This window comes from Streptomyces sp. NA02950 (genome assembly GCF_013364155.1).
Lineage (GTDB): Bacteria > Actinomycetota > Actinomycetes > Streptomycetales > Streptomycetaceae > Streptomyces.
In genome coordinates this window covers 609,219-634,455 of sequence record NZ_CP054916.1, presented here as the reverse complement: position 1 = coordinate 634,455, position 25,237 = coordinate 609,219, and the positions used below count along the sequence as shown (strand labels likewise).

General features: G+C 68.5%; 31 protein-coding genes and 6 pseudogenes. 20 read left to right on the top strand and 17 right to left on the bottom strand.

The window, feature by feature from the left end:
• Positions 1-9: 9 nt before the first annotated feature.
• Positions 10-462 (top strand): pyridoxamine 5'-phosphate oxidase family protein, encoded by a 453-nt coding sequence (locus HUT19_RS02530; protein ID WP_176178850.1) that lies wholly within the window; start codon positions 10-12, stop codon positions 460-462.
• 74 nt (positions 463-536) lie between these two features.
• Here the strand turns inward: HUT19_RS02530 and HUT19_RS02525 are convergent, their stop codons facing one another.
• Positions 537-956, bottom strand: a complete 420-nt coding sequence (locus HUT19_RS02525) for a DNA alkylation repair protein (protein WP_176178849.1) — start codon at positions 954-956, stop codon at positions 537-539.
• Between the two features lie 161 nt (positions 957-1,117).
• Here HUT19_RS02525 and HUT19_RS02520 point away from each other — a divergent pair, with 161 nt between their 5' ends.
• On the top strand, positions 1,118-1,267 hold the full coding sequence (locus HUT19_RS02520; RefSeq protein WP_176178848.1) for a hypothetical protein: 150 nt from the start codon (positions 1,118-1,120) through the stop codon (positions 1,265-1,267).
• A gap of 124 nt (positions 1,268-1,391) precedes the next feature.
• Here the strand turns inward: HUT19_RS02520 and HUT19_RS02515 are convergent, their stop codons facing one another.
• Both HUT19_RS02515 and HUT19_RS02510 read right to left on the bottom strand, forming a co-directional pair.
• Entirely contained in the window at positions 1,392-1,646 is a 255-nt protein-coding gene (locus HUT19_RS02515; protein ID WP_217712235.1) for a zinc ribbon domain-containing protein, read from the bottom strand.
• 22 nt (positions 1,647-1,668) lie between these two features.
• Entirely contained in the window at positions 1,669-2,250 is a 582-nt protein-coding gene (locus HUT19_RS02510) for a TetR/AcrR family transcriptional regulator (RefSeq protein ID WP_176178847.1), read from the bottom strand.
• 178 nt (positions 2,251-2,428) lie between these two features.
• Between HUT19_RS02510 and nadE the strand changes: the two genes are divergently transcribed.
• A complete protein-coding gene (gene nadE / locus HUT19_RS02505) occupies positions 2,429-3,259 on the top strand; it encodes an ammonia-dependent NAD(+) synthetase (protein WP_303331587.1) in 831 nt (276 codons plus the stop codon).
• A gap of 125 nt (positions 3,260-3,384) precedes the next feature.
• Here the strand turns inward: nadE and HUT19_RS42685 are convergent.
• Positions 3,385-3,556, bottom strand: a pseudogene (locus tag HUT19_RS42685) (helix-turn-helix domain-containing protein); the annotation flags it as partial.
• Between the two features lie 236 nt (positions 3,557-3,792).
• Positions 3,793-4,116 (bottom strand): hypothetical protein, encoded by a 324-nt coding sequence (locus tag HUT19_RS02500; RefSeq protein WP_176178846.1) that lies wholly within the window; start codon positions 4,114-4,116, stop codon positions 3,793-3,795.
• 286 nt (positions 4,117-4,402) lie between these two features.
• Here HUT19_RS02500 and HUT19_RS02495 point away from each other — a divergent pair.
• Positions 4,403-5,267: pseudogene (locus tag HUT19_RS02495) on the top strand (IS701 family transposase); the annotation flags it as partial.
• A 73-nt stretch (positions 5,268-5,340) separates the two neighbouring features.
• Here the strand turns inward: HUT19_RS02495 and HUT19_RS02490 are convergent.
• Positions 5,341-5,613, bottom strand: a complete 273-nt coding sequence (locus tag HUT19_RS02490; protein ID WP_217712234.1) for a hypothetical protein — start codon at positions 5,611-5,613, stop codon at positions 5,341-5,343.
• Here HUT19_RS02490 and HUT19_RS42680 point away from each other — a divergent pair.
• Positions 5,600-6,595: a hypothetical protein gene (locus tag HUT19_RS42680; RefSeq protein WP_254885389.1), complete on the top strand. Its 996-nt coding sequence runs from the start codon at positions 5,600-5,602 to the stop codon at positions 6,593-6,595. The two genes, HUT19_RS02490 and HUT19_RS42680, sit on opposite strands and share 14 nt — an antisense overlap.
• A 185-nt stretch (positions 6,596-6,780) precedes the next feature.
• Positions 6,781-7,698 (top strand): calcium-binding protein, encoded by a 918-nt coding sequence (locus tag HUT19_RS02480; RefSeq protein ID WP_176178845.1) that lies wholly within the window; start codon positions 6,781-6,783, stop codon positions 7,696-7,698.
• A gap of 389 nt (positions 7,699-8,087) precedes the next feature.
• Here the strand turns inward: HUT19_RS02480 and HUT19_RS02475 are convergent, their stop codons facing one another.
• Positions 8,088-8,249 carry a hypothetical protein gene (locus HUT19_RS02475; protein ID WP_176178844.1) on the bottom strand — a complete coding sequence of 54 codons (162 nt, stop codon included), beginning with the start codon at positions 8,247-8,249 and terminating at the stop codon, positions 8,088-8,090.
• A gap of 308 nt (positions 8,250-8,557) precedes the next feature.
• Here HUT19_RS02475 and HUT19_RS02470 point away from each other — a divergent pair, with 308 nt between their 5' ends.
• Positions 8,558-9,517 carry a helix-turn-helix transcriptional regulator gene (locus HUT19_RS02470; RefSeq protein WP_176178843.1) on the top strand — a complete coding sequence of 320 codons (960 nt, stop codon included), beginning with the start codon at positions 8,558-8,560 and terminating at the stop codon, positions 9,515-9,517.
• Positions 9,518-9,524: 7 nt separating this feature from the next.
• Positions 9,525-9,827 carry a hypothetical protein gene (locus tag HUT19_RS02465; protein ID WP_176178842.1) on the top strand — a complete coding sequence of 101 codons (303 nt, stop codon included), beginning with the start codon at positions 9,525-9,527 and terminating at the stop codon, positions 9,825-9,827.
• Between the two features lie 355 nt (positions 9,828-10,182).
• Here HUT19_RS02465 and HUT19_RS02460 read toward each other — a convergent pair whose 3' ends face one another.
• Complete coding sequence (locus HUT19_RS02460; RefSeq protein WP_176178841.1) at positions 10,183-10,512, bottom strand: hypothetical protein; 330 nt, start codon at positions 10,510-10,512, stop codon at positions 10,183-10,185.
• Positions 10,513-10,823: 311 nt separating this feature from the next.
• On the opposite strand from HUT19_RS02460, the gene HUT19_RS02455 reads away from it, so the two are divergent.
• From HUT19_RS02455 to HUT19_RS02440, 4 genes are all read left to right on the top strand, one after another.
• Complete coding sequence (locus HUT19_RS02455) at positions 10,824-11,639, top strand: nucleotidyltransferase (protein ID WP_176178840.1); 816 nt, start codon at positions 10,824-10,826, stop codon at positions 11,637-11,639.
• 281 nt (positions 11,640-11,920) lie between these two features.
• Positions 11,921-12,268 (top strand): hypothetical protein, encoded by a 348-nt coding sequence (locus tag HUT19_RS02450; RefSeq protein ID WP_176178839.1) that lies wholly within the window; start codon positions 11,921-11,923, stop codon positions 12,266-12,268.
• 258 nt (positions 12,269-12,526) lie between these two features.
• Positions 12,527-12,817, top strand: a complete 291-nt coding sequence (locus HUT19_RS02445) for a nitroreductase family protein (protein WP_176178838.1) — start codon at positions 12,527-12,529, stop codon at positions 12,815-12,817.
• Positions 12,818-13,139: 322 nt separating this feature from the next.
• Complete coding sequence (locus HUT19_RS02440; RefSeq protein WP_176186389.1) at positions 13,140-13,751, top strand: hypothetical protein; 612 nt, start codon at positions 13,140-13,142, stop codon at positions 13,749-13,751.
• 257 nt (positions 13,752-14,008) lie between these two features.
• Here HUT19_RS02440 and HUT19_RS02435 read toward each other — a convergent pair.
• Positions 14,009-14,530 (bottom strand): annotated as a pseudogene (locus HUT19_RS02435) (SDR family NAD(P)-dependent oxidoreductase); the annotation flags it as partial.
• Between the two features lie 79 nt (positions 14,531-14,609).
• Here HUT19_RS02435 and HUT19_RS02430 point away from each other — a divergent pair.
• Entirely contained in the window at positions 14,610-15,239 is a 630-nt protein-coding gene (locus HUT19_RS02430; protein WP_176178837.1) for a TetR/AcrR family transcriptional regulator, read from the top strand.
• 275 nt (positions 15,240-15,514) lie between these two features.
• Here the strand turns inward: HUT19_RS02430 and HUT19_RS02425 are convergent, their stop codons facing one another.
• Positions 15,515-16,000 (bottom strand): hypothetical protein, encoded by a 486-nt coding sequence (locus HUT19_RS02425; RefSeq protein WP_176178836.1) that lies wholly within the window; start codon positions 15,998-16,000, stop codon positions 15,515-15,517.
• 419 nt (positions 16,001-16,419) lie between these two features.
• Here HUT19_RS02425 and HUT19_RS02420 point away from each other — a divergent pair, with 419 nt between their 5' ends.
• Both HUT19_RS02420 and HUT19_RS42675 read left to right on the top strand, forming a co-directional pair.
• Complete coding sequence (locus HUT19_RS02420; protein ID WP_254885388.1) at positions 16,420-17,205, top strand: SAM-dependent methyltransferase; 786 nt, start codon at positions 16,420-16,422, stop codon at positions 17,203-17,205.
• A gap of 107 nt (positions 17,206-17,312) precedes the next feature.
• Positions 17,313-17,545 (top strand): annotated as a pseudogene (locus HUT19_RS42675) (hypothetical protein); the annotation flags it as partial.
• A gap of 51 nt (positions 17,546-17,596) precedes the next feature.
• Here the strand turns inward: HUT19_RS42675 and HUT19_RS02410 are convergent.
• Complete coding sequence (locus HUT19_RS02410; RefSeq protein WP_176178451.1) at positions 17,597-17,755, bottom strand: hypothetical protein; 159 nt, start codon at positions 17,753-17,755, stop codon at positions 17,597-17,599.
• Between HUT19_RS02410 and HUT19_RS02405 the strand changes: the two genes are divergently transcribed.
• Complete coding sequence (locus HUT19_RS02405) at positions 17,679-18,068, top strand: helix-turn-helix domain-containing protein (protein ID WP_176178834.1); 390 nt, start codon at positions 17,679-17,681, stop codon at positions 18,066-18,068. The two genes, HUT19_RS02410 and HUT19_RS02405, sit on opposite strands and share 77 nt — an antisense overlap.
• A 78-nt stretch (positions 18,069-18,146) precedes the next feature.
• Here the strand turns inward: HUT19_RS02405 and HUT19_RS02400 are convergent, their stop codons facing one another.
• The gene (locus HUT19_RS02400) at positions 18,147-19,106 is read right to left on the bottom strand and encodes a chlorophyllase (RefSeq protein ID WP_176178833.1); all 960 of its coding nucleotides are present in this window, start codon (positions 19,104-19,106) and stop codon (positions 18,147-18,149) included.
• 164 nt (positions 19,107-19,270) lie between these two features.
• Here HUT19_RS02400 and HUT19_RS02395 point away from each other — a divergent pair, with 164 nt between their 5' ends.
• Entirely contained in the window at positions 19,271-19,867 is a 597-nt protein-coding gene (locus tag HUT19_RS02395; protein WP_176178832.1) for a TetR/AcrR family transcriptional regulator, read from the top strand.
• 361 nt (positions 19,868-20,228) lie between these two features.
• Here the strand turns inward: HUT19_RS02395 and HUT19_RS02390 are convergent.
• Together HUT19_RS02390 and HUT19_RS02385 are read right to left on the bottom strand one after the other, a co-directional pair.
• A pseudogene (locus HUT19_RS02390) lies at positions 20,229-20,441 on the bottom strand (response regulator transcription factor); the annotation flags it as partial.
• Positions 20,440-21,024, bottom strand: a pseudogene (locus HUT19_RS02385) (sensor histidine kinase); the annotation flags it as partial. The pseudogenes HUT19_RS02390 and HUT19_RS02385, both read right to left, overlap by 2 nt.
• Positions 21,025-21,054: 30 nt before the next feature.
• On the opposite strand from HUT19_RS02385, the gene HUT19_RS02380 reads away from it, so the two are divergent.
• Positions 21,055-21,387, top strand: coding sequence for a sensor histidine kinase KdpD (locus HUT19_RS02380; protein ID WP_176178831.1), 333 nt, complete (start codon positions 21,055-21,057; stop codon positions 21,385-21,387).
• Between the two features lie 52 nt (positions 21,388-21,439).
• Here HUT19_RS02380 and HUT19_RS02375 read toward each other — a convergent pair whose 3' ends face one another.
• Positions 21,440-21,826 carry a helix-turn-helix domain-containing protein gene (locus tag HUT19_RS02375; RefSeq protein WP_176178830.1) on the bottom strand — a complete coding sequence of 129 codons (387 nt, stop codon included), beginning with the start codon at positions 21,824-21,826 and terminating at the stop codon, positions 21,440-21,442.
• A 110-nt stretch (positions 21,827-21,936) separates the two neighbouring features.
• Here HUT19_RS02375 and HUT19_RS02370 point away from each other — a divergent pair, with 110 nt between their 5' ends.
• On the top strand, positions 21,937-22,935 hold the full coding sequence (locus tag HUT19_RS02370) for a nitronate monooxygenase family protein (RefSeq protein ID WP_176178829.1): 999 nt from the start codon (positions 21,937-21,939) through the stop codon (positions 22,933-22,935).
• 135 nt (positions 22,936-23,070) lie between these two features.
• Here the strand turns inward: HUT19_RS02370 and HUT19_RS02365 are convergent, their stop codons facing one another.
• Positions 23,071-23,763 carry a metal-dependent transcriptional regulator gene (locus tag HUT19_RS02365; protein WP_176178828.1) on the bottom strand — a complete coding sequence of 231 codons (693 nt, stop codon included), beginning with the start codon at positions 23,761-23,763 and terminating at the stop codon, positions 23,071-23,073.
• An 8-nt stretch (positions 23,764-23,771) separates the two neighbouring features.
• Complete coding sequence (locus HUT19_RS02360; protein ID WP_176178827.1) at positions 23,772-24,305, bottom strand: YbhB/YbcL family Raf kinase inhibitor-like protein; 534 nt, start codon at positions 24,303-24,305, stop codon at positions 23,772-23,774.
• A 159-nt stretch (positions 24,306-24,464) separates the two neighbouring features.
• On the opposite strand from HUT19_RS02360, the gene HUT19_RS02355 reads away from it, so the two are divergent.
• Entirely contained in the window at positions 24,465-25,208 is a 744-nt protein-coding gene (locus HUT19_RS02355; RefSeq protein ID WP_176178826.1) for a GntR family transcriptional regulator, read from the top strand.
• Positions 25,209-25,237: the final 29 nt, after the last annotated feature.

The following is a 25,237-nucleotide window of genomic DNA, read 5'->3' as shown; positions in this document are numbered from 1 at the left end:
TCAAGTCCGATGAGCGCCGCACCCCGCTCCCGCGCTCAGCGTCGGCACGACACCGAGCACCGGCTCGCCCATGACGTCGACGTCTGGGTGGCCACTGCCTCGGCCGACGGCGCGCCGTACCTGGTACCGCTGTCGTTCGACTGGGACGGCGAGTCGATGCTGGTGGCCACGCCGTCAGACAGCCCCACCGGCAGGAATCTGGCCACCACACGGGCCGTTCGGCTGGGGCTCGGCCATACCCGCGACGTATCCATGATCGACGGCGATGTCGACGTCCTCGACATCGACGCGCTGCCGCGGGAGCGGGGCGACCGGTTCGCCGAACGCACCGGTTTCGATCCGCGTGCGCCCGCCAGGCCGTACCGCTGGTTCCGTATCACCCCGCGCCGCGTCCAGGCGTGGCGCGAGGAGAACGAGCTGCGGGATCGGGAGTTGATGCGCGACGGCCGCTGGCTGGTCTGATGCTCCTGCCGGGCGCGCCGCCGGAGCGGTGGGGGGTGGGCGTGATGCCGATGGCCCGCCTCGCGGCCCGTCTGTCAGGTGGCGGTCAGCAGCTCCTTCAGGTGGTCCTGTTCGGCCGTCGGCAACTTCCTCATCCCGTTGCGGACCATGCGTCCGCTCCCTGGGCCCGGTGCGGCGGCCCATGTGGTGAGGAGGCCAAGAACGGCGTCGTGGTGGTGTGCGGAGAGGTCTCGGAGCATCCAGGCGACGGCTTTCTGCACGTCGTGGTCCGGCTCCTCTCGCAGGGCGTCGATGATGGTGAAGACATCGCCGGGTGCCGAGGTCTTCTGGAAGGCTCGCAGGATGACCACGCCGAAGCGTCGGGTCCATGCCCTCGCGTTCCTCGTGCAGCGGCTGCTGAACTGGATGGCGCCGGCCGGGTCGTGCGTGACGATGTGCCGCATGGCGAAGCAGGCCAGGTTGTCCGCGTTGGCCCAGCAGTCCAGGGTGGGCACATAGCGCCCGATCCGGCCAGGCAGGGTTCGGGGTGATAGCGGCCCAGACGCTCCAATGTCTTGCCGACGAGCTGGCGCGGTTCCAGGATGCCCGATTTCCAGAGGAGGTCCAGGGCGGTGATGACCTCCGTGGGACGGGTCTTGCCGATCTTTGCGAGTGGGTGGACCAGCGCTGTCACCGCGCTCATGCGGGTGCCCATGACGTCCTGGACCCCCGGCATCACCATGAACGCGTGCTCGGCAACCGCCGTGTCGGCATGACGACGGAGTTCGGCGATGAGCAGATCGGCGAGTCGCTGCGGAGACTGTAGGCAGGCGACGAGCCCGTCAGGCGTGGGGGAGTCGCTCATCATCATCTCCGGGGCCTTTGTGCCGGTCGTCTCCGGCCGCCCCGAAGGTGCGGACGGAAGAAGACGACGGACAGCGTCGTGCGCGTCAGCGGTTGCTCCAGGCGGGCTGCTTGGCCAGCATGTGGGTCGCCGTCTGGCGGGCCACGTCGTCCCGCAGGCCCTGGGTGTGCTGGAGGAATCCGGTGAAGCCGGTCAGGACTTCCTCGTAGCTCTTCATCCGGCCGTCTTCGTGTGCGCAGTGGTGGCAGTAGTCCTTCGACGGATCGGCGGCCGCGTGCTCCTCGGGAGCGCGCATGGGCATTCCGCAGCTGATACAGGTGGGGTCGTCGTACTCGGACACGAGATCTCCTCCGATGTGACTACTACGTGCGCAGCAAGGTCATGAAGTACTCCGTCAATGACGGGCCGTGCGCGGCGATGACGGACCCCTCGGTCACGAACAGGTCCTTGTTGACCAGGTAGTGGTGCACCAGGCCGATCCAGGTGTTGAACACCAGATGCGCGGGCAGCGCCCGGGTCCGGCCCTCGGCGGCCTCGGCCTCCGCGGCGGCGCACACATACGAGGACACCGCCGATTGCAGCCCCACCCAGGTGGCCCGGAACTCCGCGGGCAGCAGTGGTGCTTCGAGGACCAGCTGCCGATAGGCGTCTTCGTTCTCCTGCAGGCACTGGAGATGGGCTTGCAGGACGTCGTCGAGCCCACGGCCTGCCCCGGCCAGTTCATGCAGCCGGTCGGTGGTCTTGCGGCCGATATGTCCGGCGACCGCCAGGACGAGGTCCTCCCGTGAGGGGAAGTGCGTGAAGACCGTGCCGTGCGACACCCGGGCCGCCTTCGCCACGTCCACCGTACGGGTCTGCCCGAAGCCCCGCTCGCCCACCAGCCGTACGGCCTGAACGATCAGGCGCTGCCGGGTGGCCTCCTTCTGCTCCGCGCGAGACGACATCGCCCTCCTTCGATGAGTAATGGCTCACTGAGCCTACGCTCAATGAAGTGGGGGCCGTCAAGCGTCGCTGTGAACCGGAGGGGATGGATGGGGGAGCCGACCCGTGCTGTCCTGCCGGATCCGCCGGGCATAGTGTGGGCGCGACCTCAGCACATGTGCATCAGAGCAAGGAGCAGACGTGAGCGAGCCGGCGTCCATAGCCCCGCAGCGGGAGATTGCCCGGGAACTCCAGGTCGCCGAGACCTTCGAGGCCGAGCGGGAGATCGAACGCCGGGTGTCCTTCCTCGCCGAGCAGCTGACCTCCACCGGTCTGCGCTCCCTCGTGCTCGGCATCAGCGGCGGAGTCGACTCCACCACGACCGGCCGGCTGTGTCAGCTCGCCGTGGAGCACGCCCGAGCGGCCGGGCACGAGGCGCGGTTCTACGCGATGCGGCTGCCCTACGGGGTCCAGGCCGACGAGCACGACGCCCAGCTCGCGCTCTCCTTCATCCGGGCCGACCACGTGCTGACCGTGGACATCAAGGCCGCGAGCGACGCGGCGCTCGCGGCCTTGCCGGCCTCCGGCGTGACCTTCCGGGACGCGCACCACCAGGACTTCGTGCACGGCAACATCAAGGCCCGGCAGCGCATGATTGCCCAGTACGCGGTGGCCGGCGCGCACAGCGGCCTGGTCGTCGGCACCGACCACGCCGCCGAAGCGGTCTCCGGCTTCTTCACCAAGTTCGGCGACGGCGCCGCCGACCTGGTCCCGCTGACCGGCCTGACCAAGCGCCGGGTGCGCGCCGTCGCGGACGCCCTGGGCGCTCCCGCCGCGCTGGTGTGGAAGACCCCGACGGCCGACCTGGAGTCCCTCGACCCGGGCAAGGCCGACGAGGACGCGCTCGGGGTCACGTACGACGACATCGACGACTTCCTCGAGGGCAAGCCGGTGGAGGAACGGGCCTTTGAAACGATCGTCCGCCGCTACCGCCTCACCGACCACAAGCGCCGACTCCCCATCGCGCCCTGACATAGGCGCCCCCACGGATGGGTGGTGGCGGCTGATCGCGGCCGGAGTGTGCGCCTGGACTTCATCGCCTTCTTGGACTCGATCCGGGTGCGGCCTTGTCGGGTCGGCCAGCACGGATCGACCTGGATGGCGAAGTCCTCGTCGTCGTCGCTGAGCAGCCGGGGACGGTCTCCCCGCCCATCGAGGGTCCAGGCAGGCCGGACCGATCTCGTCGAACCGGTGGATCACCTCCCGCACCGTGTCCTCGTCAGCCTGGACAAGCTGGGCGATTATCGGGGACGGGGTTTCCGCCGACAGCCGCCGGAGAGGCCTGGGAAACGGTCTCCCGGGCCTTCGGTGAGCGGGAGCAGCGTGGCGCACCGGCCGGATTCGTTTGTCTGCGTGCGGCGTTGCAGGACGGTCGCGCAGAAGTGCGGTCGTGGACGCTCACCACGTATCGCCCGCTGGTCCGCTTCACCTCGGCCCGCGCGGAGGGCACGTACCATCGGGCGGGCTGGACCGCCAGGGAAGGACAGGGGCAGACACGGCCCTGGTCACGCGTGGCTGAGGATCGCCAGCAGTGCCACGCCCTCGGCGAGGACCTGGGCGGCGAGCGCCCACCGTCGCACCACCGCGGCGGGCGCGGCAAGCGCGACGAGACAGGCCACAGCGCCGAAGCCGAGCCCCCAGGAGAGCAGCGACCCGGGGAGCCATGTGCCGCACTGCTCTCCGTACGTCACACAGCGGGAGGCCCGCTCGGACGCCAGCGTGAGCAGACCGGCGACGAGGGCAGCCGGTGCGAAGAGGAGGGCGCACACGATGGCCCAGAAGCGGGTGCCCCGGGCCTGGGGCATCGGAGCGGGAACTGTTTGGTTCATGTCCCGATCCAATGTCGGCTTCACCGGCTCGTACAGCCGTTGTCCTACTCATCCGGGATGTGCGCCGTACTCAGGTCGGTTGGCGGCAGAGTTGACGTCCGCGACGATCTGATCGGCTCGCATCGCCGAAGCTGAACGCGAAACCTGCACGCACCCATCATTCGACGTAAGCCCATGCGCGCGGGTTCGCTCGGGTACACCAGGGAAGTCCCGGATCGTTCGCGATCGCAGCCTGTATCCGCCGCCCTGTCCTCCAGATCGACCCGCGGCAGCGGCAGCCCCCGGCTCGTTGTGCCCGCTGGACTGGCGGCTGTTCCTACCCCAGGAGTGGGCGGATGACGCCGTCCGGCGCCGGCGGACCGGCGTCCCCGAGGACGTCGGTCACCGGGAGAAGTGGCGGCTGGCACTGGATGCCCTGGACGAACTGGCCACATGGCACCTTGCGCCGCCGGTCGTGGTGGCGGATGCCGGCTACGGACAGAACGCCGACTTCCGCGCCGGCCTGGCCGGGCGGGACATCCGTTACGCAGTCGGCATCCGCGGCGATATCACCGTCCAGCGCCACGAGGGTGGTCCCCGCCGTCCCCGCCTGGTCCGGCACCGGCCGCCGGCCGGCGCCCCGCTACCGACAGCCACCGGTGACGGTAGCGGAACTGGCCGCGGCCGCCGGACGGGAAGCCTTCAGCGAGGTGACCTGGCGGGAAGGCTCCCGCGGACCGATGACCTCCTGCTTCCTCACCATGCCTGTCCGGCCGGCCGGGGTACGCTCACGCCGGCCGGCCCAGGCAGCCGCGGAGGCCGAGCACGGCCAGTGGGACGGCGTCCTGCCCCAGGTGCGGCTGCTCGCCCAATGGCCCGACGGCGAGGACGAACCGACCCGCTTCTGGCTGTCGGACCTGCCCGAGGACACCGCCGTCGCCGACCTGGTCCGCCCGGCAAAGATCCGCCGGCGGATCGAACACGACTACCGCGAACTCAAGCACGGCCTCGGCCTGGACCACTTCGAAGGCCGCTCCTGGAACGGCCGGCACCACCACGCCACCCTGGTCACCGCCGCCCACGCCTTCCTCACCGAACAGCGCCTGTCCCCAAAAGCCGACACACCGGACTCACCCTCTACCAGACCCTCGACGCCCTCCAAGACCTCCTGAACTGCTGGACCGACATCTGCAGCACCTGCCACCAACCTCTGCCCAGCAGGGCCACACCAAGATCAAGACAGACCTAACGGAGTCCTACTAGTAGATCGTCGCGGCTTAATTTTGCTGTGTGGTTGGGTAGAGGTGGCGCAGCGCGTGCGTCGTCGGTGGTGAAGTGCCAGTCGACTTGGCGCTGGTTGCTGTTGGTGTGCTGCTGCCAGGCGGCGAGTTCGGTGTTGAGCACGGCGAGGTCGTCGATGCGGCGGTCCAGGCACTGGCGGGTGAGGGCGGAGAGCTCGATCTCGGCGATGTTGAGCCAGGACCTGTGTTCGGGGGTCGCCGCGGTGGTCGCAGACATCGACAAGCGGCTGCGGGCTGAGATCCGGGAGCGGCAGCGACACCGCGAGCGGATCGCCCGTCTCACCTCCGGGGACAACCTGGCGCTGCCCCCGGAGGTGGTCGAGTTTCTCGACCGGCTGCGGGCGCTCGGGGTCGACGAGCGGATCGTCCAGGTCGAACGCGACGGCTGGAACCCGCTGGCCGCGCACTCACCCGAGCGAGTCCCGGAGTGGATGGCACGCAAGCGGGAGCAGATTGCCGACCCGCAGCTCATCGACTTCTATCTCACCCTGGGCCAGGCTCTCGACCGGACCGACGACGATCCACGGATGGTCGAACTGGCCGACAAACTGGCCGCCTACCTCACGCAGTTGGCCGAAGAGCAGGGCGAGGACTACGTCGACGATGCCGATATCCAGCCGCCCTTCGCCAAGCTGATGGACACCCTGGCGTTTGACACCGTGCCGCCGGCCCGCCGGCTGATCGAACTGCTGAAGCGGCGAGGCTGGACCGGCTGGACCAAGCTCGAGCGCGTGGACCCTAGTAAATCGTCGCGGCTAAGTATTGTTCTGGTTGGTGGGGTTGGGGCCGGGCAAGCTCCCCTTGTCGCTTCCGTTCGGCCGGGCAGGGGTGCCGTGTCCTCACAGAAGAAGTATCCGGTTGCGTTGAGTGCCGAAGATCGTCTGGCGTTGGGACGCGTGACGACGACGGGGGTCCGCAGCTCCGGACGATCGGCAAGCGCGGCATCAGCCACCACGCAGGAGCGGGCCTGCCCCGCCTCGCCACCTGATTGCCGACGGCCCGGCCATGGTAACGCCGAGTGCCCCTTCAGCGCGGGTGGGCTGAGATACTTCGGCCATGGAGGCTGGGGTGACGGGGAGAGGCACGCAATCGGACCCGCCGCCGCACGGTGCCATGTCTCATCTCCCTCGTGCGGCGTCTCCCGCGCCGCGAGCCCCCTGCCTGGGACCACCCATATCGGCATCATGAATTTATGTTGAACCACCTCTGAAGAGCGAATGTCGCATCGCGGCTGATCGGCCAAACGTCGCTGGTCAGCGAACATTCCGGCCGACGGTGTCACGACTGCGCGGAGGTATGTCGCGCGAGCTGGAACACAACCAACCGCAAACCCCGGGTGTCACACGCAATTGTAAGAACCGCATACGCCTCATGGAGGTTTGCAATGCCCTCTCCTCTTCTCGTCAGCCGCCGGGCTTTACGTGCTGCGTCGGCGCTGACGCTGGCTCTGGGTACGGGGCTGGCCGCTCCACTCTTCCTGACCGGGACGGCCGGCGCCGCGACGACGTCGTCGGCCACCGCCGCGTTCAGCGCGAGCGACCACGCGATCCTCTACACGGCCGCCTCCGGCCAGACCAACAAGGTGACCGTCACCGCGTCGATGACCAGCGGCTCCACGCAGATCACCTATGTGATCGACGACTTGGTTCCGATCAGCTCGGGGTCCGGCTGCACCTACCCGAGCAGCGCGGACCGAACCAAGGTCTCCTGCACGGTCGAGACCCTGGAGAGCCAGGACCCTTACGCCACCCTGAAGCTGGCTCTCGGTGACGGCAACGATGTCGTCACCTACAACAACGCCACTGACCAGGCGTACTACTTCGCCTCCATCGACCTCGGTGCCGGCAAGGACACGCACACCGACACCGGGGGCGTCAACGGCAACGATGTCGACGGCGGAGCGGGCGACGACACCCTCACGGCGGGCGGGGTCACGGTGGCCCGCGGCGGTGATGGCAACGACACGATCCACGCCGCCGACGGAACCATCGCCCAGGGTGGCAACGGCAAGGACACGATCTACTCCAAGGGCGAGGACAGCGCCGTCGACGGGGGAGCGGGCGACGACGAGATCCACGGCGAGGCGGACAGGCAGAGTCTGTCCGGCGGCGACGGCAACGACACGATCTACGGCGGGGCTGGAAACGACTTCCTCTACGGTGGGAAGGGCAACGACGTCCTGTACGGCAACAGCGGTGATGACACGATCTACGGAAACAGCGGTGACGACGAGCTGTACGGCGGCCCCGGCAACGACACACTCTCCGGGGGCCCCGGCAGGAACATCGTCCGCCAGGACTGACCTCTTCACAGCGCCCTCGGGCAGGAGTCAGCGCGAACGCGGTGATCTCGTTGGTCTTGTCCCGCACCGCAACTGGCTGACGGTGCGGCCGGCCGCACCGGCGGACAGTAGGTGGGCAGCGGGCGCGGCACCGGTGTGCGAATCGCGGGCGCTCTTGCCGCCCACCGCGACCGCCTGGGCCCCGTCCGGGGCGTGGCCGAGCAGGTCAGCGAACCCTCCGGGGCACACCAGGGCCAGCACGCGGCGCAGGTGGCACATCGAAGCTCCGATGATCAGGCGACTTGGTAGGTCTCCTTGATCATCGGGGCTTCGTTGCGTGTGCTCTGCTGTGATGAAGGTGGGTCATATCGGTGTGATCTGCCGGCGCTTGGAGTCGTCAGGACTATGGATCAGCCCTGGGTGTGCGGGTCAGGAGGCGCTGCGAGCGCATAGGCGGTGACCAGCCCGGCCACGCCGAGTACGCAGTTCAGGTAGATCGACGTGGATTCCGATATTCCGTTCCCTGTGATGATCAGGATGATTCCGATCACGAGAATCGCCAGGAATGCCATGTAGTGATCGTGAAGCACGTCTCTGAAAGTGATGTGCACGCATCCTTACCTCTTCCTGTCTTGTTCTGCCAGGGGTGAGGTTCATTCGATCAGTTCCCCCGTCGGCCGTCCACGGATTCCCGGATGTCCCGATCGGCACGGAACCCCGGCGCATTCTGTGCGTGCGATGCCGAACGTGGGATCTCAGGCGCCCGCAAATATGGCACTCTTCACCGAACTTCAAGGAAGCTCCGTGAAACTCTGCGCCTTCGAGGGCTCTTGTGGGAAGATCTCAGTCGCCCGGTGGGGTATGCATTCGAGGGGGCACCATGGGCACCAACCGACATTCCGAGACACCGCCCGTGCGGCGCTTCGCCGCGGAGTTGCGACGGTTACGCATCACCGCCGGCGAGCCTCAGGTCAAAACTATCGCCTCGCGGGCCCAGTGCAGCCCGGCGACCGTTTCCGAAGTGCTCAACGGCCACCGCCTCGCGAGCGAGACGGTCACCCGTCGTCTGGTGGCCGCGCTCGGGGGCGACTGGGCACACTGGGGCCAGTTGTGGCGTGCGGCCAAGACGGAACTCGACGATCTGAGGCAGGACACCCTGGGCGCGCGGCGGGACTCACGGACTTTCGGCACGGCGCCGGACCTTTCCGAAGCGTTCCGGAGCACCTCCCAGATGGAGATGGTGTGCTACCCGAACCCGCCCGCCTTCTTCAAGGCCGCAGCCGATCACATTCGCGCGGCCCGGTCCGAAGTCCGCCTTACCTACGTGCGGCTCCACCCTCCCACCCAATGGGGATCCACGGAACCCACCTCTTACTACGACACGGTATTACAGTGGGCCAGAGACAACTCGGCCGAATGCGCGAGCGTGCGGCGCATCATCGGCGTCCCCGAACGCAAGGGCGTACCGAGAGCAACCTACTTCGAGTGGCTGAGGCAACACCAGGACGAGGTCACGGATCTCTATACCTACGAGGCACGCGTCATGCCGTGGAGTGCTTCCTGCGCCTGGTACAACAGGGGCCTCATCGACGACACGGTCACCTTCCTCTCCTTCTCCGGTGCAGGTCGCCGACAGCTCACGGGATTCAGCGTCGACAATCCCCAGTTCCTGGCGCACTTTGCGGACAGTTTCGATCAGGCCTGGGGTGCGTTGGAACCCCTGGACGCCTACGTGTCCAGGCACTCCGCACCGACCACCCGCGCAACCGAGACCCCGGCACCCGAGGACCGAAGGCCCGGCACAGCCGCGGCAACACCATCGCCGCACAAGGGACGCTGAGTGTCCCTTGTGCGAAGGGCTCGGTCTGGCCTCCAGCGCACCGAATGCCGCCACACTCGGACGGCTCCTCGCCCGCGTGGACGGCGGCGCCCTCGACGCCGCCGTGGGCGCCTGGCTCGCCCGGTACTCCGCCGACCCGGTCGGCGAACCCGGCGACACGCTGGTTGGTCTTGCCGCCGACGCCAAGACCGTGCGTGGATCCCGCACCGACAGCCAGGCCGTCCACCTGCTCGCCGCCGCGTTCGACTACTGCCAGACCCTGATCGCGGCAGGATCGAGACGAAGACCATCTACGCGATCAGCAGCCTGATCCTCCGAACAGGTCAGGCGGGCACGGCTCGCCGAACTCGTCCAGAACCACTGGACAGTTGAAGCCCTGCACCACGTCAGAGACGTCACGTTCCAGGAGGACGCCTCGCGAGTACGCACCGGCCCCGCACCCCGTGCCATGGCCGCCCTGCGCAACGTCGCCATGGGACTGATTCGCCGGGCAGGCTGGACCAACATCGCTGCCGCAGCCGGTCCCGCCCCCCAACACGCGAGCGCCATGCTCGGGCTCACAGCGTGAGAACGCATCGACCCTGGGGCAGGAGTGAGCGCTGCTCAAGACGTTCAGCCACATACCGACACCGTGTACTCCGAGGTTGCGACACCTATACGAGCTCCTACGCAGGGGCGGCAAGCCTCGTGCATGTGAACGGTTCGTCGATCCGGTAGGTGTCGTGCTGCTCGTCGTAGACGATCGGGCACTCGGTGTTCGGGTCGCAGAGTTTCTCGATCTGGCCTCGATCAGCGGAACTGATGGTGAACCAGTACGTGTTGGTGTCCCGGGCAACCCGCTCGCATCTGTAGAAGAAACCCTTCACGCCAGGCCCGAACACGTCGCTGGCGGCCAGCTTCTTGTTGAGGTTGATTTTCTCGCAGTCGGCCTTCATACCGACGTTGGTGGTGTCGGCCGCCTCGGTCGTATATCCCTTGGCGGTGTGGGTTCCCACACCGTCCAGGTCCGCTCCGGCAGGGCGATCTGTTCGGCGACCTCGGCAAGCAATGGGCTGTGGGGTGCGGGCTTCTCAGACCGCGGTGTGGCGCCGACCTCCGAGAAGCCTCCGGCGGCTGCTCACGCGACATGTTCCTGCTGGAGCCTCGTTGGGGTTCGGCCGTATGACCGATCGCGTTCGGAGCGCGGGAGGAGTTCGCCCCCGTACCGGGCCAGCGGGAGCATGCTGCGCAGGTGGAATGTCAGGCGTGGCCAGCACCACGGAAAAAACGCTCGGCAGCAGACGAAGGCACGGGGCAAAGTGACCCCATGAGCGCAAAAGGCCTGGAGAAGGATGGGACGATCGCGCGTGAAGGTGCGCTGAGCCGCGTGTCAGAGGCCTTCGACCCCGTCATCGTTGCCGCCCGGGCTCTGATCACCGAGATGTTCGACAGCACCCGGCTGCACAGCGCCTACGTCTACGGCAGCATCCCCCGCGGTGCCGCCCTCCCCGGCATATCTGACCTCGACCTGCTTCTCGCCCTCCGCCACGAACCCACCGAGGCGGACCGAGCGGACACCAAGACGATCGAGGCCACTCTCGACCGTTCCTTCACACAGATCGACGGCGTCGGCATCCTCTTGTCCAGCGCACGCGCCCTGCTCAGTGACCTCGAGCGCTATGACGGTGGCTTCTTCGTCGCTTGTCTGTGCACCCCGCTGCTGGGCGGCGACCTTGCCGAACGGCTTCCCCGCTACCGCCCAACGGCCCTGCTCGCCCGCGAGACGAACGGTGACCTCTCCCTCGCGCTCCCACGCTGGCGTACCCGAGCGGCCGAAGCCGCCACGGAAGCGGACCGCAAGACCCTCAGCCGTCTTGCCGCCCGCAAGGTCGCGCGCACCGGCTTCACCCTGGTCATGCCTCGCTGGGGCGGCTGGACCAGCGACCTCGGCGAGTCCGCCGAGCTCTTCGGCCGCTACTACCCTAGGCGCCGGGAGCAGATGCGCCTGGCCGCGGCCACAGGCCGCACTCCCTCGGCAGATCCGGCGGTACTCAGCATGCTCATCGACGACCTGGGGCCCTGGCTCGCGGCGGAATACACAGCCGTGCACGGCGAGAAAGCACCCCGCCCTGAACCGGCCTGAGTGGCGTCGATTTGCCATTGTCAACTTGCCCTGCGGATGGGCCGCTTCGTGAACCTCAACAAGGTTCCGGCCACGGAAAATCCAGACGGACCTGCCTCCCGTCGCGCCAGGTGCCGATAGTGCAGCAAAAAAGGGAGAGGGTACGGGCCGCCGACTCGGCACGCACCCACCTCCTGGTCATCGTGCTCGCGCCCTCCGCGGCGGACCGGTCACGCGTGTCCACGCTCCAACGGCGTGGGGTGGTCGGTCCTTTACCCTGTGGTGATCATTACAGTCTGGGCATGGCCATACGAGACGAACTGCTCATCGATCTGATCAACCGTACGGAGATGGAGGGCGGTGGTCCTCGTATCACGGTCGTAGCGGAGGGCGCGGTGGTGACCGGCCGTATCGTGCCGCACCGGCACTGGGCAACGCACATCGCCGGTCGGCTCGGTGAGGCCGATCTGCCGGACGAACGCTTCGCCGAGGACTTCGAGCGGGAGGCGGCGGAGCCCCTGGCGTATCCGCCGGCGTTTCTCCACCTCCAGGGCTGTCACCTGATCTCCGGCTCCAGTAGCCTTCCCGCCGCGCTGGGCGAGTTCTTTCGGGTGTCACTGTCCGCGGTGAGCGCATGGAGCGTGCGCTGAACCACGCGGGAGCCGGTGCATCCCGACCGCGGCCCCGCTGTTGATCCACGTCCGTCGGCTGGAAGTGTGCATATCCACGGCGCGCATTCCGGGCCGGGGCACCCCGGTCATTACCTGTCGGTTGCGGCGGTGTCGCGTTCGAGCACCGCGGCGGTGCCAGCCTCCGCGGCGATGTTGTGAGCGAGCCCGACTGCCCGTTGCGGGTGAGCGGGCTCGGCGGTCGGCTGAGCCGGCAGCACCTTTGCCGACCACCACTGGTTGCAACAGGCGGCGGCGCTGCTGCTGCTCAGCGGTGACATGGACGCGACCACGCAGCATTGCGCCGATCAGCCGCCGCATGGGCGTCGGGGACAGCGGTACGTGTGGCTGGAGGCCGGGCACGCCAGCCAGAACATCTCCCTCCAGGCCGCCGAGGTCGGACTGGGTGCGGCCCTCGTCGCCGGGTTCGACGACGACCGGCTCTGTGGGCTCACTCCCGCTGTCGTTCCATCCGGTCAGCACCCGCTGGGGCTGCTCGGGATCGGCCAGCCGGCCGATCGGCAGGGCTGATCAGCGAGCTTGGGTGGTCTTCATTTCGTCGGCGCACGCATCGTTGAAGGCTATTCAATTGCCCCTCGCATCGAAATGACTGACGGTGCGTCAAATCAACACATGCTTCCGCCCTTCAGCATGTTCATGGTAGAAACTCCTTCCACGCGGGGGGTCTTCTTCCGTGGTCTCCGTCATTCACCTGAGGTCGTACGCCTCCTCCCTCCCCGTTGTTGGTGGTGGTCTGTTGGCGTGCCATCGGATGGCAAGAGAAAGGTGCTTTCATATGGCCCTGCGCCACAGAACACGGAACGCGAGCCGGATCCTAGTGATATCCCTAGCGATGTGCGGACTCGCGACGGCGGGTACGGCTGTCGCGTCCGCGGCTGATGAGCCGACGCGTGAGCAGCTCCTGGCGGACTGCGAATCCGGGGAGGGAAAATGCACTTTCAACTCCCCTCAGATCAGTGAGCCGTACCTCGGTAATTTCCAGCAGGTCTCGGACACGCTCTACAACTGCAGTACTTCGGACAGCACCAAGAAGCTGAGCTGGACGCAGAAGGTCGGTTCGACCGACTCCGTCGGAGTCTCCATCACCGCCGGCGGAAACATCATGGGCATCGTCGACATCAGTGTGACGGCGAACTACGGCCACACCTGGACCAGGGAGTCCTTGGCGTCGGACGAGCAGAACGTGACGGCAAAGCCCGGGGAAGTTGCGTGGATCTCCCGTGCCCAGTTGATGCGTGATGTCTCCGGTACGTGGCAGACGCACTACGACAGCCCCAAGTGGGATCACTACTTCTGGTTCGTTCCGGACACCATTTCCAGCCCGGCGGAAAACGGAACCGGCGGAAAGAACAGCGCGGTCGTGGTCCGGAGCCGTCCGATGACCGAGGCGGAGAAGTCGTCCTGCGAAGCCAGCGGAAAAGCGGTGTTCGCCAAGGAGGGGTGACCCACTGGCAACCAGGATGATGAGACGGACGACCGGAGGACCCCGGTCGGTCCGGCATCGGCGGTCAGCGGTCGTTCGGGGTTGACCAGCCCGGCGTCCGAGAGGGCCGCCCACGGGGGAGGGGGGAAACGGCCCCCTGGTACGGACATCGTGCGGTCCGTGCCGAGCGTGATCGCGCTCAGCACGGACCGCATCCCACCAGCGCTGGAGCGGACTTCGGCGCGGGCACCACATCCCCAACGCAAAGTGGCCCGCCGTCAGCGGATCTGGGCGCCGTCGGGGAAGTCGGTGGAGCGGGAGAGTTCCTCCCAGGTGCGGATGTCCTCGTCGACGGCTGCACGGCCGGTGGTGACCAGACGCAGGGCGTCGGAGCCGAGGACGAGGTGCGCCGGCGGTTCGGGAGAGTCCAGCACGGTCAGCACGGCGGCGGCCGCCTTGGCCGGATCGCCGAGCTGGTTGCCGCTGGCCGCCTGGCGGGCCGCCCTGATCGGATCGAACAGCTGGTCGTAGTCGCTGATCGAACGCTTCGCCCGCACCATGGAACGGCCCGCCCAGTCGGTGCGGAAGGAACCCGGCTCGATCGCCGTCACGTGGATGCCGAAGCCCGCCACTTCCTTGCCGACGGCTTCCAGAATGCCTTCCAGGGCGTACTTGCTTCCGCAGTACGCCGACATCCCCGGCACGGTCATCAGCCCGCCCATCGACGTCACGGCAAGGACATGTCCGCGCCCGCGTCGCCGCATGCCCGGCAGCACCGCCTGGATCGTGGCCGCGGCACCGCCATGCCCGCTACTCTACACAGTGCAGATTTTCTTCTGCGTCACGTAGATTTTCGTGAGTGGGCGATAACCTGGGCCCATGGTGACGGACAGGCCCCGGACGGGCAGGAGGCAGCGGGAGGCACCGCGCAAGGGAGACCTCCGTGAGCAGGCGATCCTCGACACCGCGGAGGCGCTCCTGGAGAAGGTGGGAGTGGAGGCGATGACCGTGGAGGCCATCGCGGCGGGCGCCGGCATCTCCCGCGGCTCGCTCTACTTCTACTTCGTCTCGAAGAAGGACGTACTCACCGCGCTGGTCGCGCGCACCCTCGACACCCTGCGCAGGGGAGCACTCCTTCCGACGACCGACGCCACCCTGGCCCCTCGCGACGCCATCGCGCGGGCAGTTCGCGGAACCGAGCGCATGTGGCGGGAACACGGCCGGGTCATGCGCACCGCCGTCGACTACTCGGCCGCCATCCCCGAGATCGGCGCCCTGTGGTCGTCCACGGTCGACGACTTCGGCCGGGGCATGACCGCGATCCTGCTCCAAGGCGGCCTGCCGGACGGCCCCGCTCCCACGGACGCGCCGGCCCTCGCCGAGGCGCTGTGCTGGATGACGGAGCGAACCTTCTACCGGGCCTTTGTCCAATCCCCCGAACAGCTTCCGGCGGCGGCGCGAACCTGCACGGAGATCTGGCATCGCACGCTTCCGGCCCCTGATCTCTGACCGGAGCAGGCAGGCTGGTTCCCCTGGGATGCTGCGCAGCGGGCGAGGCGAGGGCGGACGACGGTGCCGACCGCCCGCCCGGCTTCGGCGAATGCGAGATGCGCCGCCACCACGCCGGCCGGCCCTGGGGAGCGGGTACTGCTGACGGCCTGCTGGGCCCTGTCGGGTTACGGGCTGCTGCCCATCCGCGCGCTGGCCTGGCTGGTCGTGAAGAAGCTGGGTGCACGCGCTCCATCAGATGTGTCGCGCGCGTGGTCCACGCGCGCTTCGCGGTCTCACCGGGAGAACGCGTAGGTCCGCAGGGGGTCGACGTGCAGTTCGTAGGGCCCGAAGCAGTCGGCCGTGAGGGTCGCGACCGGAGCGCCGCAGGGACAGGCCCGGTTGAGCCCCTCGTTGCCTGCCGGCCCGCAGCACCCATTGCTGTTCTCCCAGTGGGGCAGCGGCTGGAGATCGGCGGCGTCGTCGGGATGGACCAGCACCGTGTGTCGCGTGCCCGCCGAGATGACGAAGCCTTTTGCGCGGCAGACCACAGGTCCGCGTGACTGAGCCGGCTTCGGGTCATCCTGATCGTCCTGCACGACGTAGGGAGGTCCCCAGGGCTCAGGGTCGATCGCGTAGTGGCCGCGCGGAACGGTGGAACGTGCGCGGCGTGTCTTCTCGTCCCGGTCGCGTTCGTCGTCCGAGACGTCGGGGACGGCGGCAAGCTCGGCCAGATCCGGCGTGATCGTGGCGCCGCACTTGGAACAGAGGAAGACGGTCATCCCTTCGTTGTAGCGCTCAGGACTGCTGCCTCGCATCCCCGTTCCGCTGCTCTGGGTCGACGCGCGCGAGGGCGCCACGGAAATCGGGCCTGCCGAGGCGGACGGCGGTGTGGTGGGCCGCGGGGCCGCGTATGGCGGCGAGCTTCTGCGCGGCGAGGCCTGGCCTCGATCGCGGCGACCTTGCCGGGCCAGCCCTACTCAACTTGGCCTGCCTCCTGAAGCCGGTCGAAGGCAACGGCTGCCCCGTCGACTGAACGAATCATGGAGATTTCGCAGTTCAGGGGCAGATGCTGCCTGCTGTCGCTACGGTCACCGGGTGTGATGGACGTTTGAGCCACTCGTCCGGCTGTTGCGGGCTGTGCGCGCAGGGTAGTTGGATGATGAATGTCCGTGATCGACAACGTTGGAGGTCCATCGCCGTGGCTGACGAGATCCGCTCCGACATCCCGCATTCCGCGCGGATCTGGAACTACTGGATGGGCGGTAAGGACAATTACGACATCGACCGTCAGGTCGGCGACGCCTCCCTGGAGATCGACCCCGACATCGGAGAGATGGCGACCGAGAGCCGTAAATTCCTGATCCGCGCCGTCGATCATCTGGCCGGCGAGGTCGGTATCCGGCAGTTCCTCGACATCGGCACGGGTCTACCCACCATGCGAAACACCCACGAGGTGGCTCAGGACATCGTCCCCGACGCCCGCGTCGTCTACGTCGACAACGACCCCTTGGTGCTGACCCACGCGCGGGCCCTGCTGACCAGCACGACCGACGAGGGTGTCACCACCTACGTAGAGGCCGACTTCAACAACCCCGAGCACATCCTTGAGGAGGTCAGAAGCATCCTCAACCTCACTCAGCCGGTCGGCGTGATGTTCATGGGCGTGCTCGGACATGTCGAGACCTACGATGGCCTGCTGCGCATCGCGAGAACGGTGCTGGCCGCGGTACCACCGGGCAGTCATCTGGTCTACTGGGACGGCACCACCGATAGCCCGTACTACGTGCGGATGTGTGAGGAGTACGCCAAGTCCGGTGGTGTGCCCTATATCCCGCGAACGCAGGATCAGCTGCGCGCCGTCTTCGACGGTCTCGAGCTGCTCGAGCCTGGTTTCGGGAAAATCACGCACTGGCGCCGACCGCATCCTGAGCTGGCCGGGGTGCGCGATATCGCCGCCTATGGCGGGGTCGCGCGCAAACCCTGACGGGCCATCACGGAGGTCTGGCTCCCGTGAGGGCGCCGGATGATGGACGCGATGACACCGAGCGGTTCCGCGGACGTACCTCCGAGCAGAAGGGGGTCGCGTGAAGGTTGCTCTTCATCGCCAACGAGATCCAGCCAGGACCGGGCCGCACCGGCACGACGTTCGCCTGCGACGCCGAGGACGTCACCTTCGACGCGGTGAGCAGCAGGCGCGGGCGGCCGAACTCGGCAAACCGCTCCAGGGTCGGCTGGAAGCCCTGGTCGGGCACGGTGCCGTCGCGGTCCGATGCCGCGGCCTGTGGACCGGCATCGACATCGACCCCGCCCTCATGACCGGGCGTCGCGGGCGGGGTGTTCACCGGCCCAGTGCGGTGTTTCCCTGCCGGGAGGCCTCAGCGGAAGGCCGAGAGGTGTCTCCGCACCCATCCGCCGAAGTTCTGGGGTGCGCGGCCGAGGACTCGTTCGACATCGGGAGTGACATCGGGACCGATCCGCTGTTCGGCGGGGGTGGGGTCGCCAGTCGCCTGCCCGGTCAGTCCGGTCGTGGCCATCGTGTTCAGCCGGTGGACCACACCGATCCTGTGGGCCCTGCGCACCTACGGCCGTCAGCGGTTCGTCGGGCTGGAACGGCGGATCACCCGGGTCACTCCGAAGGTGCTCACCCAGCGGCTCAGACGACTGGAGCGGGACGGACCGATCGTGCGGACGTATCACCCCGAGGTTCCCCCGCGGGTGGAATACGAGATCAGTGAGCTGGGGCGCAGCCTCGGTCCGCTCTTCGCCCACCTCACCGAATGGGCCGTCGACACCACGGAGAGAGTCGGGCGGGCGCGGACGGCTTATGACACCGATCCGGCGCGGTGAATTCCGGAGTCGGCCGCGCCGGACGCTGCGGCCGTCGTCGAGGCGCACCGCGACGCCGCCCCCTGTCTCTCGCGCGGCCTATTTGGATTCGACTCGTCCGAGCGGGTCGGGGTCGGCGGCCAGCGCGTCACGCTCCGCCTGCCAGGCGGAATCCCCCGGGTAGAGCTCGCTGCGGAGGTAGGCCCAGGTGAGCCGCTGGACCGCGGACACTCGCCCGGGGTTCTCGTCCGTGGTCTCGGCGACGTCGTATCCGGAGACCCCGCCGAGCCCGTGCTCCGCGTCGAACAGGGTGAGCAGGGACTTGGGGCCGGGGGAGAGGACGTAGGGATCGGTGTGCCAGTCCGGGCCCCGAACCGTCAGGTGGGCAGAGGTGTCCTTGTCGCCGGCGACCACGAGCGCGGGCGTCGTCATCTTGGAGAAGTCCGTGGTCAAGAAGAAGGAGTAATGCTCGGCCACGAACTCGGTGAGGGCGTCGCCGCCCCTGCCGGGCGCGGCAAGCAGGACACCCGCCGTGATCCGGGGCTCGGCCAGGTTCACTTCGGTCCCGTCGTCCGGATCGGTGAGCCGGGCACCCAGCAGCAGGCTCGCGGTGTGCCCGCCCATCGAGTGCCCGGCTACGGCGACCTTGCTCTGGTCCAGGCGTCCGAGGAGCTGCGGGACGGCGGCCTCGATCACGTCGATCCGGTCGAGGATGCGCTGCATGTCCTCGGCTCGTGATCGCCAGTACAAAGGCGCCCCGGGGGTGTCGGGAGCCAGGCTCAGCGTCCTGGAGCTCAGATGGGTCGGCTGGATCACGACGAAGCCGTGTGCCGCCCAGAAGTTGGCGAGGGGGGCGTAGCCGTTCAGTGAGGAGAGGTTGTTCGAGGGCCCCTGGCCGTGCGAGAGGAGGATGATCGGCAGGTCGTCCCCGGTCACGGGCGCGGAGACTCGCACCTTCAGGTCCACGGCTCGGCCGGGAGCCGGCAGCACGACCGGACTGACCGAGAGGACGGGAGTGGGCGAGCGGAAGGTGCCGCCTGGGTGAGTCGGTGCACTCATGATGCGTATGTCCCTTCAATGGCCTCCGCAGCCGGTCTCATGCGGCCGGTGGGGGAGGCGGACAGGAGCGTCCGGCTTCGACTAAACTGAAAGCGGAGCGTTGTTCCATTTAATATAACGGAGCAGTGTTCCGCTTTGTCAACGGCCATCGGAAGGAGAGCGCGGTGCCCACCACAGGCCAGTCCGGGGAGGTGCCGTCCCGAAGCAAGCGGGCCGACGCGCTGCGCAACCAGCGGACTCTGCTCGCCGCTGCCGCCGAGGTGTTTGTCACCTCCGGCGTCGACGCGCCGATCCGTGAGATCGCGGCCAGGGCGGGGGTCGGGATGGGGACGATCTATCGCCACTTCCCGAATCGGGCGGATCTGGTCGTCGCTGTCTACCGTCACCAGGTCGAGGCCTGCGCCGAGGCCGGCCCGAACCTGCTGGACAGTGCCGACTCTCCGCTCGCGGCACTCCGTCAGTGGATCGACCTTTTCGTGGATTTCCTGGTCACGAAGCACGGACTTGCGAACGCGCTGCAATCGGACAGCAGCGGCTTCGACGCCCTGCACGCCTACTTCCTCGACCGCTTGGTGCCCGTCTGCGAGCAGTTGCTCGACGCCGCGGTCAACGCTGGTGAAATCAGGCCCGGTACGCACGCCTACGAACTGATGCGGGGTATCGGCAACCTCTGCATCGGACGGGACAGCGATCCCCGGTACGACCCTCGTCGTCTGGTTGAACTGCTCCTTCAGGGACTGCGGCGACCGCGGTCATCCTGATGTCGACGCCGAGCCCGTGAGTGGCGAGGTGCTGCTCCGGTGGGTGGCGGAACCCGCCGGTAGGCGGCCGGGGGAGAGGGAGGCGAACGGATCAGTCGGTCACTGCCGTGCGCAGCATCTCCCGGTGCGCTCGGGCCATGGCCATCAGCTCATCGAGTGTCTCCCGCGTCCCCATGAGGTCGGTGATGTGCTGGGAGAACCGGTCGCGCTCCTGCGCCATCCGCTCCAGGGCGGCATCGGAACTCTCCTCGCCGGCGCATCCACACAAGGCACCGAGACCGACGGGCGCTGCGGCTCTGAGGGCAGTTGGCCGGGCCGGGTCGAGAACCGCACCGAGCCCCAACTCGCCAGCCTTCTCTGCGCCCCCGCCCGGGGCGATCAGCCCCCTCTCGTAGGCGTAGACGACAGCCTGGACGCGGTCGCGCAGGTCCAGCGTCGACAGGATGCCGCCGACGTGGCTCTTGGCCGTGGTCGGGCTGAGGAATAGCCGGGAGGCGAGTTCGGCATGACTGAGGCCCGTCGCGAGTAGGCGGAGCACCTCGAGCTCGCGCGGGGTCAGGCCGGACAGGTCGCGCGTGCTTGATCGTGTTGGTCAGTGCCCCCTGTACGACGCGATACGCCGCGAGGTCCACCCCCGGTGGCAGCGGATCCGGCGGCAGCGACACCCCGACGCTCACGGGCGTACTGGCGGCGCGTACTCGTGCGACGAGCGCCCCGAGCTGTGCGAGCCCCGGCTGGGGCTCCAGGCCGTCGGGCCTCTCGTGGTCCGGTGCGGCCTGCAGGCCCATCACGTGGCGGAGTTCGGCCATGGCGGCCCGACCGCCCGCCTCGACGGCCAGCATGCCTCCTTGGGCTGCTCGGGCGCCGTGTACCCCACTGTGCGGGCCGCGCCGGCCTGGATCACCATCACGCTCACATTGTGGGTCACCACGTCGTGCGGTTCGGCGGCAATGCGGGCACGCTCCTTCTCGACGGCGCGGCGCGTGGCCTCCCCCTGAGCGGCCCGCAGTTCTGTCACCCGGTCCCGGCTGGAGACCGGCCGCAGTGGCAGAAAGTGGCAGAAAGCGGACGAGACTGGCCAGCATCCCTGCCACCAGGAGCACGAATCCCGGGCTGGACCATCCCGGGAGCACGGGTTCCGCGTTGCGGAAAGCGAGCACCCGTCCCGCGGTCAGGATCGTCCGGCAGTGCTGCTCACGGTGGACGATCACGGGCCCGGTGTCCCGACCACACGGCGCGAAGAAGTCTTCGAACGCTTCCGAAGGGGCCCGAACAGCTCCGGCTCCGGCCTCGGCCTGACGCTGGTCGCCCAGCAGATCGCCTTGCACCAGGGCCGGATCACCGTAGGGGACCGCCCCGACGGGCGCCCCGGAGCACGCTTCGAGGTGTGGCTGCCCGTCACCGACATCTCGGCGGGGGAGGGCACCCTGCCACTCGTGCGCCCGTATTGGCTGACGGATGCCACAGGGCGGCAGGATCCTCGTACGGCCGCTGTCCAACACATTCCGCCGACCCGGTGACCGGGCTCCGATCCATCGTCCTCTGGTGCGCCGATGATCCGAACGAAAACCCCTAGGTCCGTTCCTGTCCCGTGTCGGGGGTGCCCGGGGTGCCGGGGTCGGGGGAGTGCTCGGCGAGTTCGGTGGCCCAGGTGGCCGACCAGTCGACGAGGGGGCTGAGTGCCGTGTAGGCCTGTCGTCCCAGCGGGGTGAGGGCGTAGTGGCTGTCCGGGGTCTGGTGCACCAGACGTGCCTCGATCAGTTCGACGAGGCGTTGACGCAGCACGCTGGAGGACATGTCCCCGCAGCGTCCTCGAAGGGCTCGGAAGCCCAGGGCGCCCTCGTGCAGTTCCCACACCACTCGCAGGCTCCATCGCCGGCCGAACAGATCGAGCGCGGCCATGAGAGGGCGTCCGGTGGTCGAGCCACGTACCGGCCGTCCTGGTGTCGGTGTGACCATCGCGGCCCTCCTTGTGCTCCGGCGGATCCACAGCCCCTGGTGTTTCGGTTTCCGAAACACTAGCATCGCTTGGTGATTCGGAATCCGAAACACTCCACGTGGGGGGCAGCATGACGGCGTTGACCACACCGGTGTGCCGGCAGTTGGGGATCGAGGTGCCCGTGGTGCAGGCACCCATCGGGTCTGCGGTCACCACGGACCTGGTGGCTGCGGTGGCGGACGCGGGCGGGCTCGGCACCCTCGCCCTGACGTGGGTCACCGCCCAAGAGGCGGTGCGCCGGATCCGGGAGGTCCGGCGGTTGACGCCGAGGCCCTTCGCCGTGAACTTGGTGCTGGACTTCCCCGTCGACGAGCTTCTCGACGCCTGCCTGGCGGAACGGGTGCCGGTCATCTCGACGTTCTGGGGTGACCCCTCGGCCGTCGCCGGACGCGTGCGCTCGGCCGGCGCCGTTCACCTCCACACCGTCGGTTCCGTCTCCGAGGCCGAACGCGCCGTTGCCGCAGGGGTCGATGTGATCGTGGCCCAGGGGTGTGAAGCGGGCGGCCATGTGCGCGGGGAGACCACCACGATGGCGCTCGTGCCCGCAGTCGTGGACGCCGTGCACCCGGTGCCCGTCATCGCCGCCGGCGGCATTGCCGACGGGCGCGGGCTCGCCGCCGTACTGGCTCTCGGGGCCCAGGCCGGATGGCTGGGCACCCGATTCCTGACGGCAAGCGAGGCGGCCACGCACGAGGTCTACCGCCAAGCCGTGATCCGGGCGGCGCCGCAGGACGCGGTGCACACGCGCTGCTTCGACGGCGGCTGGCCCGACGCCCCGCATCGTGCACTGCGCAACTCCACGCTCAGCGCCTGGGAGGCCGCGGACCGTCCCGCCGCGCCGAACCGTCCCGGAGAAGGCGCCGTAGTGGCGCGCGGCGCCGACGGACGGGCCTGGCCGCGTTACGAGGACATGGTCCCGGTGCCCGGCATGTCGGGCGACCTGGAGGCCCTCGCCCTCTACGCGGGCCAGAGCGCCGGGCTCGTCCACGACACCGCCCCGGCGGGCCGCATCGTGGCCGACATCGCCGCTCGTGCCGCAGCCCTCATGGGGCGGATGCGGACACCCTGAGGCTGTGTCCACGTCGCGGTCGAGCTCGTGCACTCCTTCCGCTGAATCAAAGAAGTGGCTCTCGACCACGATCGTGGTCGAGAGCCATCCGCGTGCCCGCACGGGCCACGGCAACGGGCGTGCGCGCGGCGGGGCTCAGCTCTTGGTCACGAAGACGTGTGCGGCACTCTGCGTGGGGAGTTCGGCGGTCTCCCCACCGCAGCCGACCATCACACCGCCAGGCGACGACGTCACGCTCACGACCGCGCCGGGCCGCACTCCGGCGCGCCGCAGGGTGTACATCAGCCGGGGGTCGGTCTGGATCGGCTCCCTGATGCGCCGTACGACCGCGCTCGCGCCGTTCGGCCCGGGCTCCAGGTTGCTGAGGCTGACCATGGTCTCGTCAGGGAACGGACGCACCGTGCTCTTCTCGCCGAGCTCCTCCAGGCCCGGGATCGGGTTGCCGTAGGGCGACTGGGTCGGGTGCCGCAGCAGATCCAGGACGCGGCGTTCGACGGCCTCGCTCATCACGTGCTCCCAGCGGCAGGCTTCGGTGTGGGCCTGCTCCCACTCCAGCCCGATCACCTCGACCAGCAGGCACTCAGCGAGCCGGTGCTTGCGCATCACGCGGGTGGCGATCCGCCGTCCCTGCTCCGTCAGTTCCAGGTGCCGGTCGCCGGCGATGTGCAGCGGGCCGTCGCGCTCCATACGGGCGACGGTCTGGCTGACGGTGGGGCCGCTCTGGTCCAGGCGCTCGGCGATGCGAGTGCGCATGGGGACCACACCTTCCTCCTCGAGCTCCAGGATGGTGCGGAGATACATCTCCGTGGCGTCGATGAGTCGGGACATGCTGTTCGTCAGGCCGGGGTCTCGGCGGTGGCGGTCAGGACCGCGCGGCCGAGGATGTGGCCGGCCATGGTGAAGCCGAGGACGGCCGGGGTGGCGTCCGCCGGGATGCCGATGGACTCGACGTCGAGGGCGTGCACCACGACGAAGTAACGGTGCGGGCCGTGCCCGGCCGGCGGGGCGGCGCCGATGAAGCGGGCTGCGCGGGCGTCGTTCGGCAGCTGGAAGGCGCCCTCGGGCAGGCCCGAGCCGGTGTCGTCACCGGCGCCCTCGGGCAACTCGGTGACGGTGGCGGGGATGTCGGCGACCGCCCAGTGCCAGAACCCGGACCCGGTGGGGGCGTCGGGGTCGTAGACGGTGACGGCATAGCCCTTGGTGCCTTCCGGCGCGCCGCTCCAGGACAGCTGCGGGGAGACGTCCTTCCCGCCGGGGACGCCGGAGGAGAACTGCTCGGGTGACCAGGCGGCGCCGTCGGTGACGGTGGTGCTGGTAACGGGGAAGGGGGCCGCCTCGGGGAGACGGGCGAAGGGGTCGTTGGCGCTCATCGCGTCGTTCCTTTCAAGTCGTGCTGTGGGGGGCGGTGATGCGGTCGGCGGAGGGCCCGCAGCGTCGCGTAGCGGCGGGCACTGCCGTCGCTTTCATCGCCTGTCGATCGACCATAGCATCAATAATCGATTATTCGCTGGATCGTCTATGCTGGAGGCATGACAGAGACGGCCCACACCTCGACCTCGTCGGGGAAGCAGATGCTCTCCGAGCAGGTCTACGCACACCTGCGGGACGCGATCATGCGCGGGGACTACGCCCCCGGAGACGCCCTCAAACCGCAGGACCTCGCCAAGGAACAGGGCGTCAGCCTGGCCGTCGTGCGCGAGGCGCTCGTGCGGCTGGTCGGCGAGGCCCTCGCCGACCGGCTGCCCAACCGCGGCTTCGCCGTCCCGGCCTTCTCCGACCGCCGCTGGCAGGAGATCGCGGAGGCTCGCCGGACCATCGAACCGGTCGTGCTGCGCATGTCCATCGAACGCGGCGACATCGACTGGGAGGCCCGGGTACGAGCCGCCCACCACCGTCTGGCCCGCACCCCGGCGTACGTGCCCCAGGAGGGCGAGTACTACAGCGGCGCATGGTCCGAAGCCCACCGGGTCTTCCACCGCACCCTGCTGGAGGGTTGCGGCAACCCCGTCCTGCTGGAGACCTTCGACCGCATGTGGACCGCGAGCGAGCTGGCTCGCCGCTGGTCGGCGCGACGCAACCCCGACCGGGACGGCGTTGTCGAGCACCGCCGCCTGGAGGAGGCGGCGCTGGCCCGCGATGCCGATACCGCGGCTGAGGTGCTGGCCCAGCACCTCACCATGACCGCGGCCGTCCTGACCGGCTGCACCGACCACGAACCCTCGAAGGAAGGCTCGCGCGGCGAGCAGCCACCGGGCTTCGACCACGAGCGGTAGAAGAAACGGGCGCTGCTGCGTCTTCCTCG

Excerpts from the sequence above, each read along its gene's own strand:
- HUT19_RS02365 (WP_176178828.1), bottom strand. The coding sequence starts at position 23,763 with ATGTCCCGACTCATCGACGCCACGGAGATGTATCTCCGCACCATCCTG.
- HUT19_RS02450 (WP_176178839.1), top strand. The coding sequence starts at position 11,921 with ATGGCCATACGAGACGAACTGCTCATCGATCTGATCAACCGTACGGAG.
- HUT19_RS02360 (WP_176178827.1), bottom strand. The coding sequence starts at position 24,305 with ATGAGCGCCAACGACCCCTTCGCCCGTCTCCCCGAGGCGGCCCCCTTC.
- HUT19_RS02475 (WP_176178844.1), bottom strand. The coding sequence starts at position 8,249 with ATGGCATTCCTGGCGATTCTCGTGATCGGAATCATCCTGATCATCACA.
- HUT19_RS02370 (WP_176178829.1), top strand. The coding sequence starts at position 21,937 with ATGACGGCGTTGACCACACCGGTGTGCCGGCAGTTGGGGATCGAGGTG.
- HUT19_RS02355 (WP_176178826.1), top strand. The coding sequence starts at position 24,465 with ATGACAGAGACGGCCCACACCTCGACCTCGTCGGGGAAGCAGATGCTC.
- HUT19_RS02470 (WP_176178843.1), top strand. The coding sequence starts at position 8,558 with ATGGGCACCAACCGACATTCCGAGACACCGCCCGTGCGGCGCTTCGCC.
- HUT19_RS02375 (WP_176178830.1), bottom strand. The coding sequence starts at position 21,826 with ATGGTCACACCGACACCAGGACGGCCGGTACGTGGCTCGACCACCGGA.
- HUT19_RS02530 (WP_176178850.1), top strand. The coding sequence starts at position 10 with ATGAGCGCCGCACCCCGCTCCCGCGCTCAGCGTCGGCACGACACCGAG.
- HUT19_RS02510 (WP_176178847.1), bottom strand. The coding sequence starts at position 2,250 with ATGTCGTCTCGCGCGGAGCAGAAGGAGGCCACCCGGCAGCGCCTGATC.
- HUT19_RS02500 (WP_176178846.1), bottom strand. The coding sequence starts at position 4,116 with ATGAACCAAACAGTTCCCGCTCCGATGCCCCAGGCCCGGGGCACCCGC.
- HUT19_RS02430 (WP_176178837.1), top strand. The coding sequence starts at position 14,610 with ATGGTGACGGACAGGCCCCGGACGGGCAGGAGGCAGCGGGAGGCACCG.
- HUT19_RS02480 (WP_176178845.1), top strand. The coding sequence starts at position 6,781 with ATGCCCTCTCCTCTTCTCGTCAGCCGCCGGGCTTTACGTGCTGCGTCG.
- HUT19_RS02425 (WP_176178836.1), bottom strand. The coding sequence starts at position 16,000 with ATGACCGTCTTCCTCTGTTCCAAGTGCGGCGCCACGATCACGCCGGAT.
- HUT19_RS02440 (WP_176186389.1), top strand. The coding sequence starts at position 13,140 with ATGTGCGGACTCGCGACGGCGGGTACGGCTGTCGCGTCCGCGGCTGAT.
- HUT19_RS02490 (WP_217712234.1), bottom strand. The coding sequence starts at position 5,613 with ATGTCTGCGACCACCGCGGCGACCCCCGAACACAGGTCCTGGCTCAAC.
- HUT19_RS02400 (WP_176178833.1), bottom strand. The coding sequence starts at position 19,106 with ATGAGTGCACCGACTCACCCAGGCGGCACCTTCCGCTCGCCCACTCCC.
- HUT19_RS02455 (WP_176178840.1), top strand. The coding sequence starts at position 10,824 with ATGAGCGCAAAAGGCCTGGAGAAGGATGGGACGATCGCGCGTGAAGGT.
- HUT19_RS02410 (WP_176178451.1), bottom strand. The coding sequence starts at position 17,755 with ATGGCCACGACCGGACTGACCGGGCAGGCGACTGGCGACCCCACCCCC.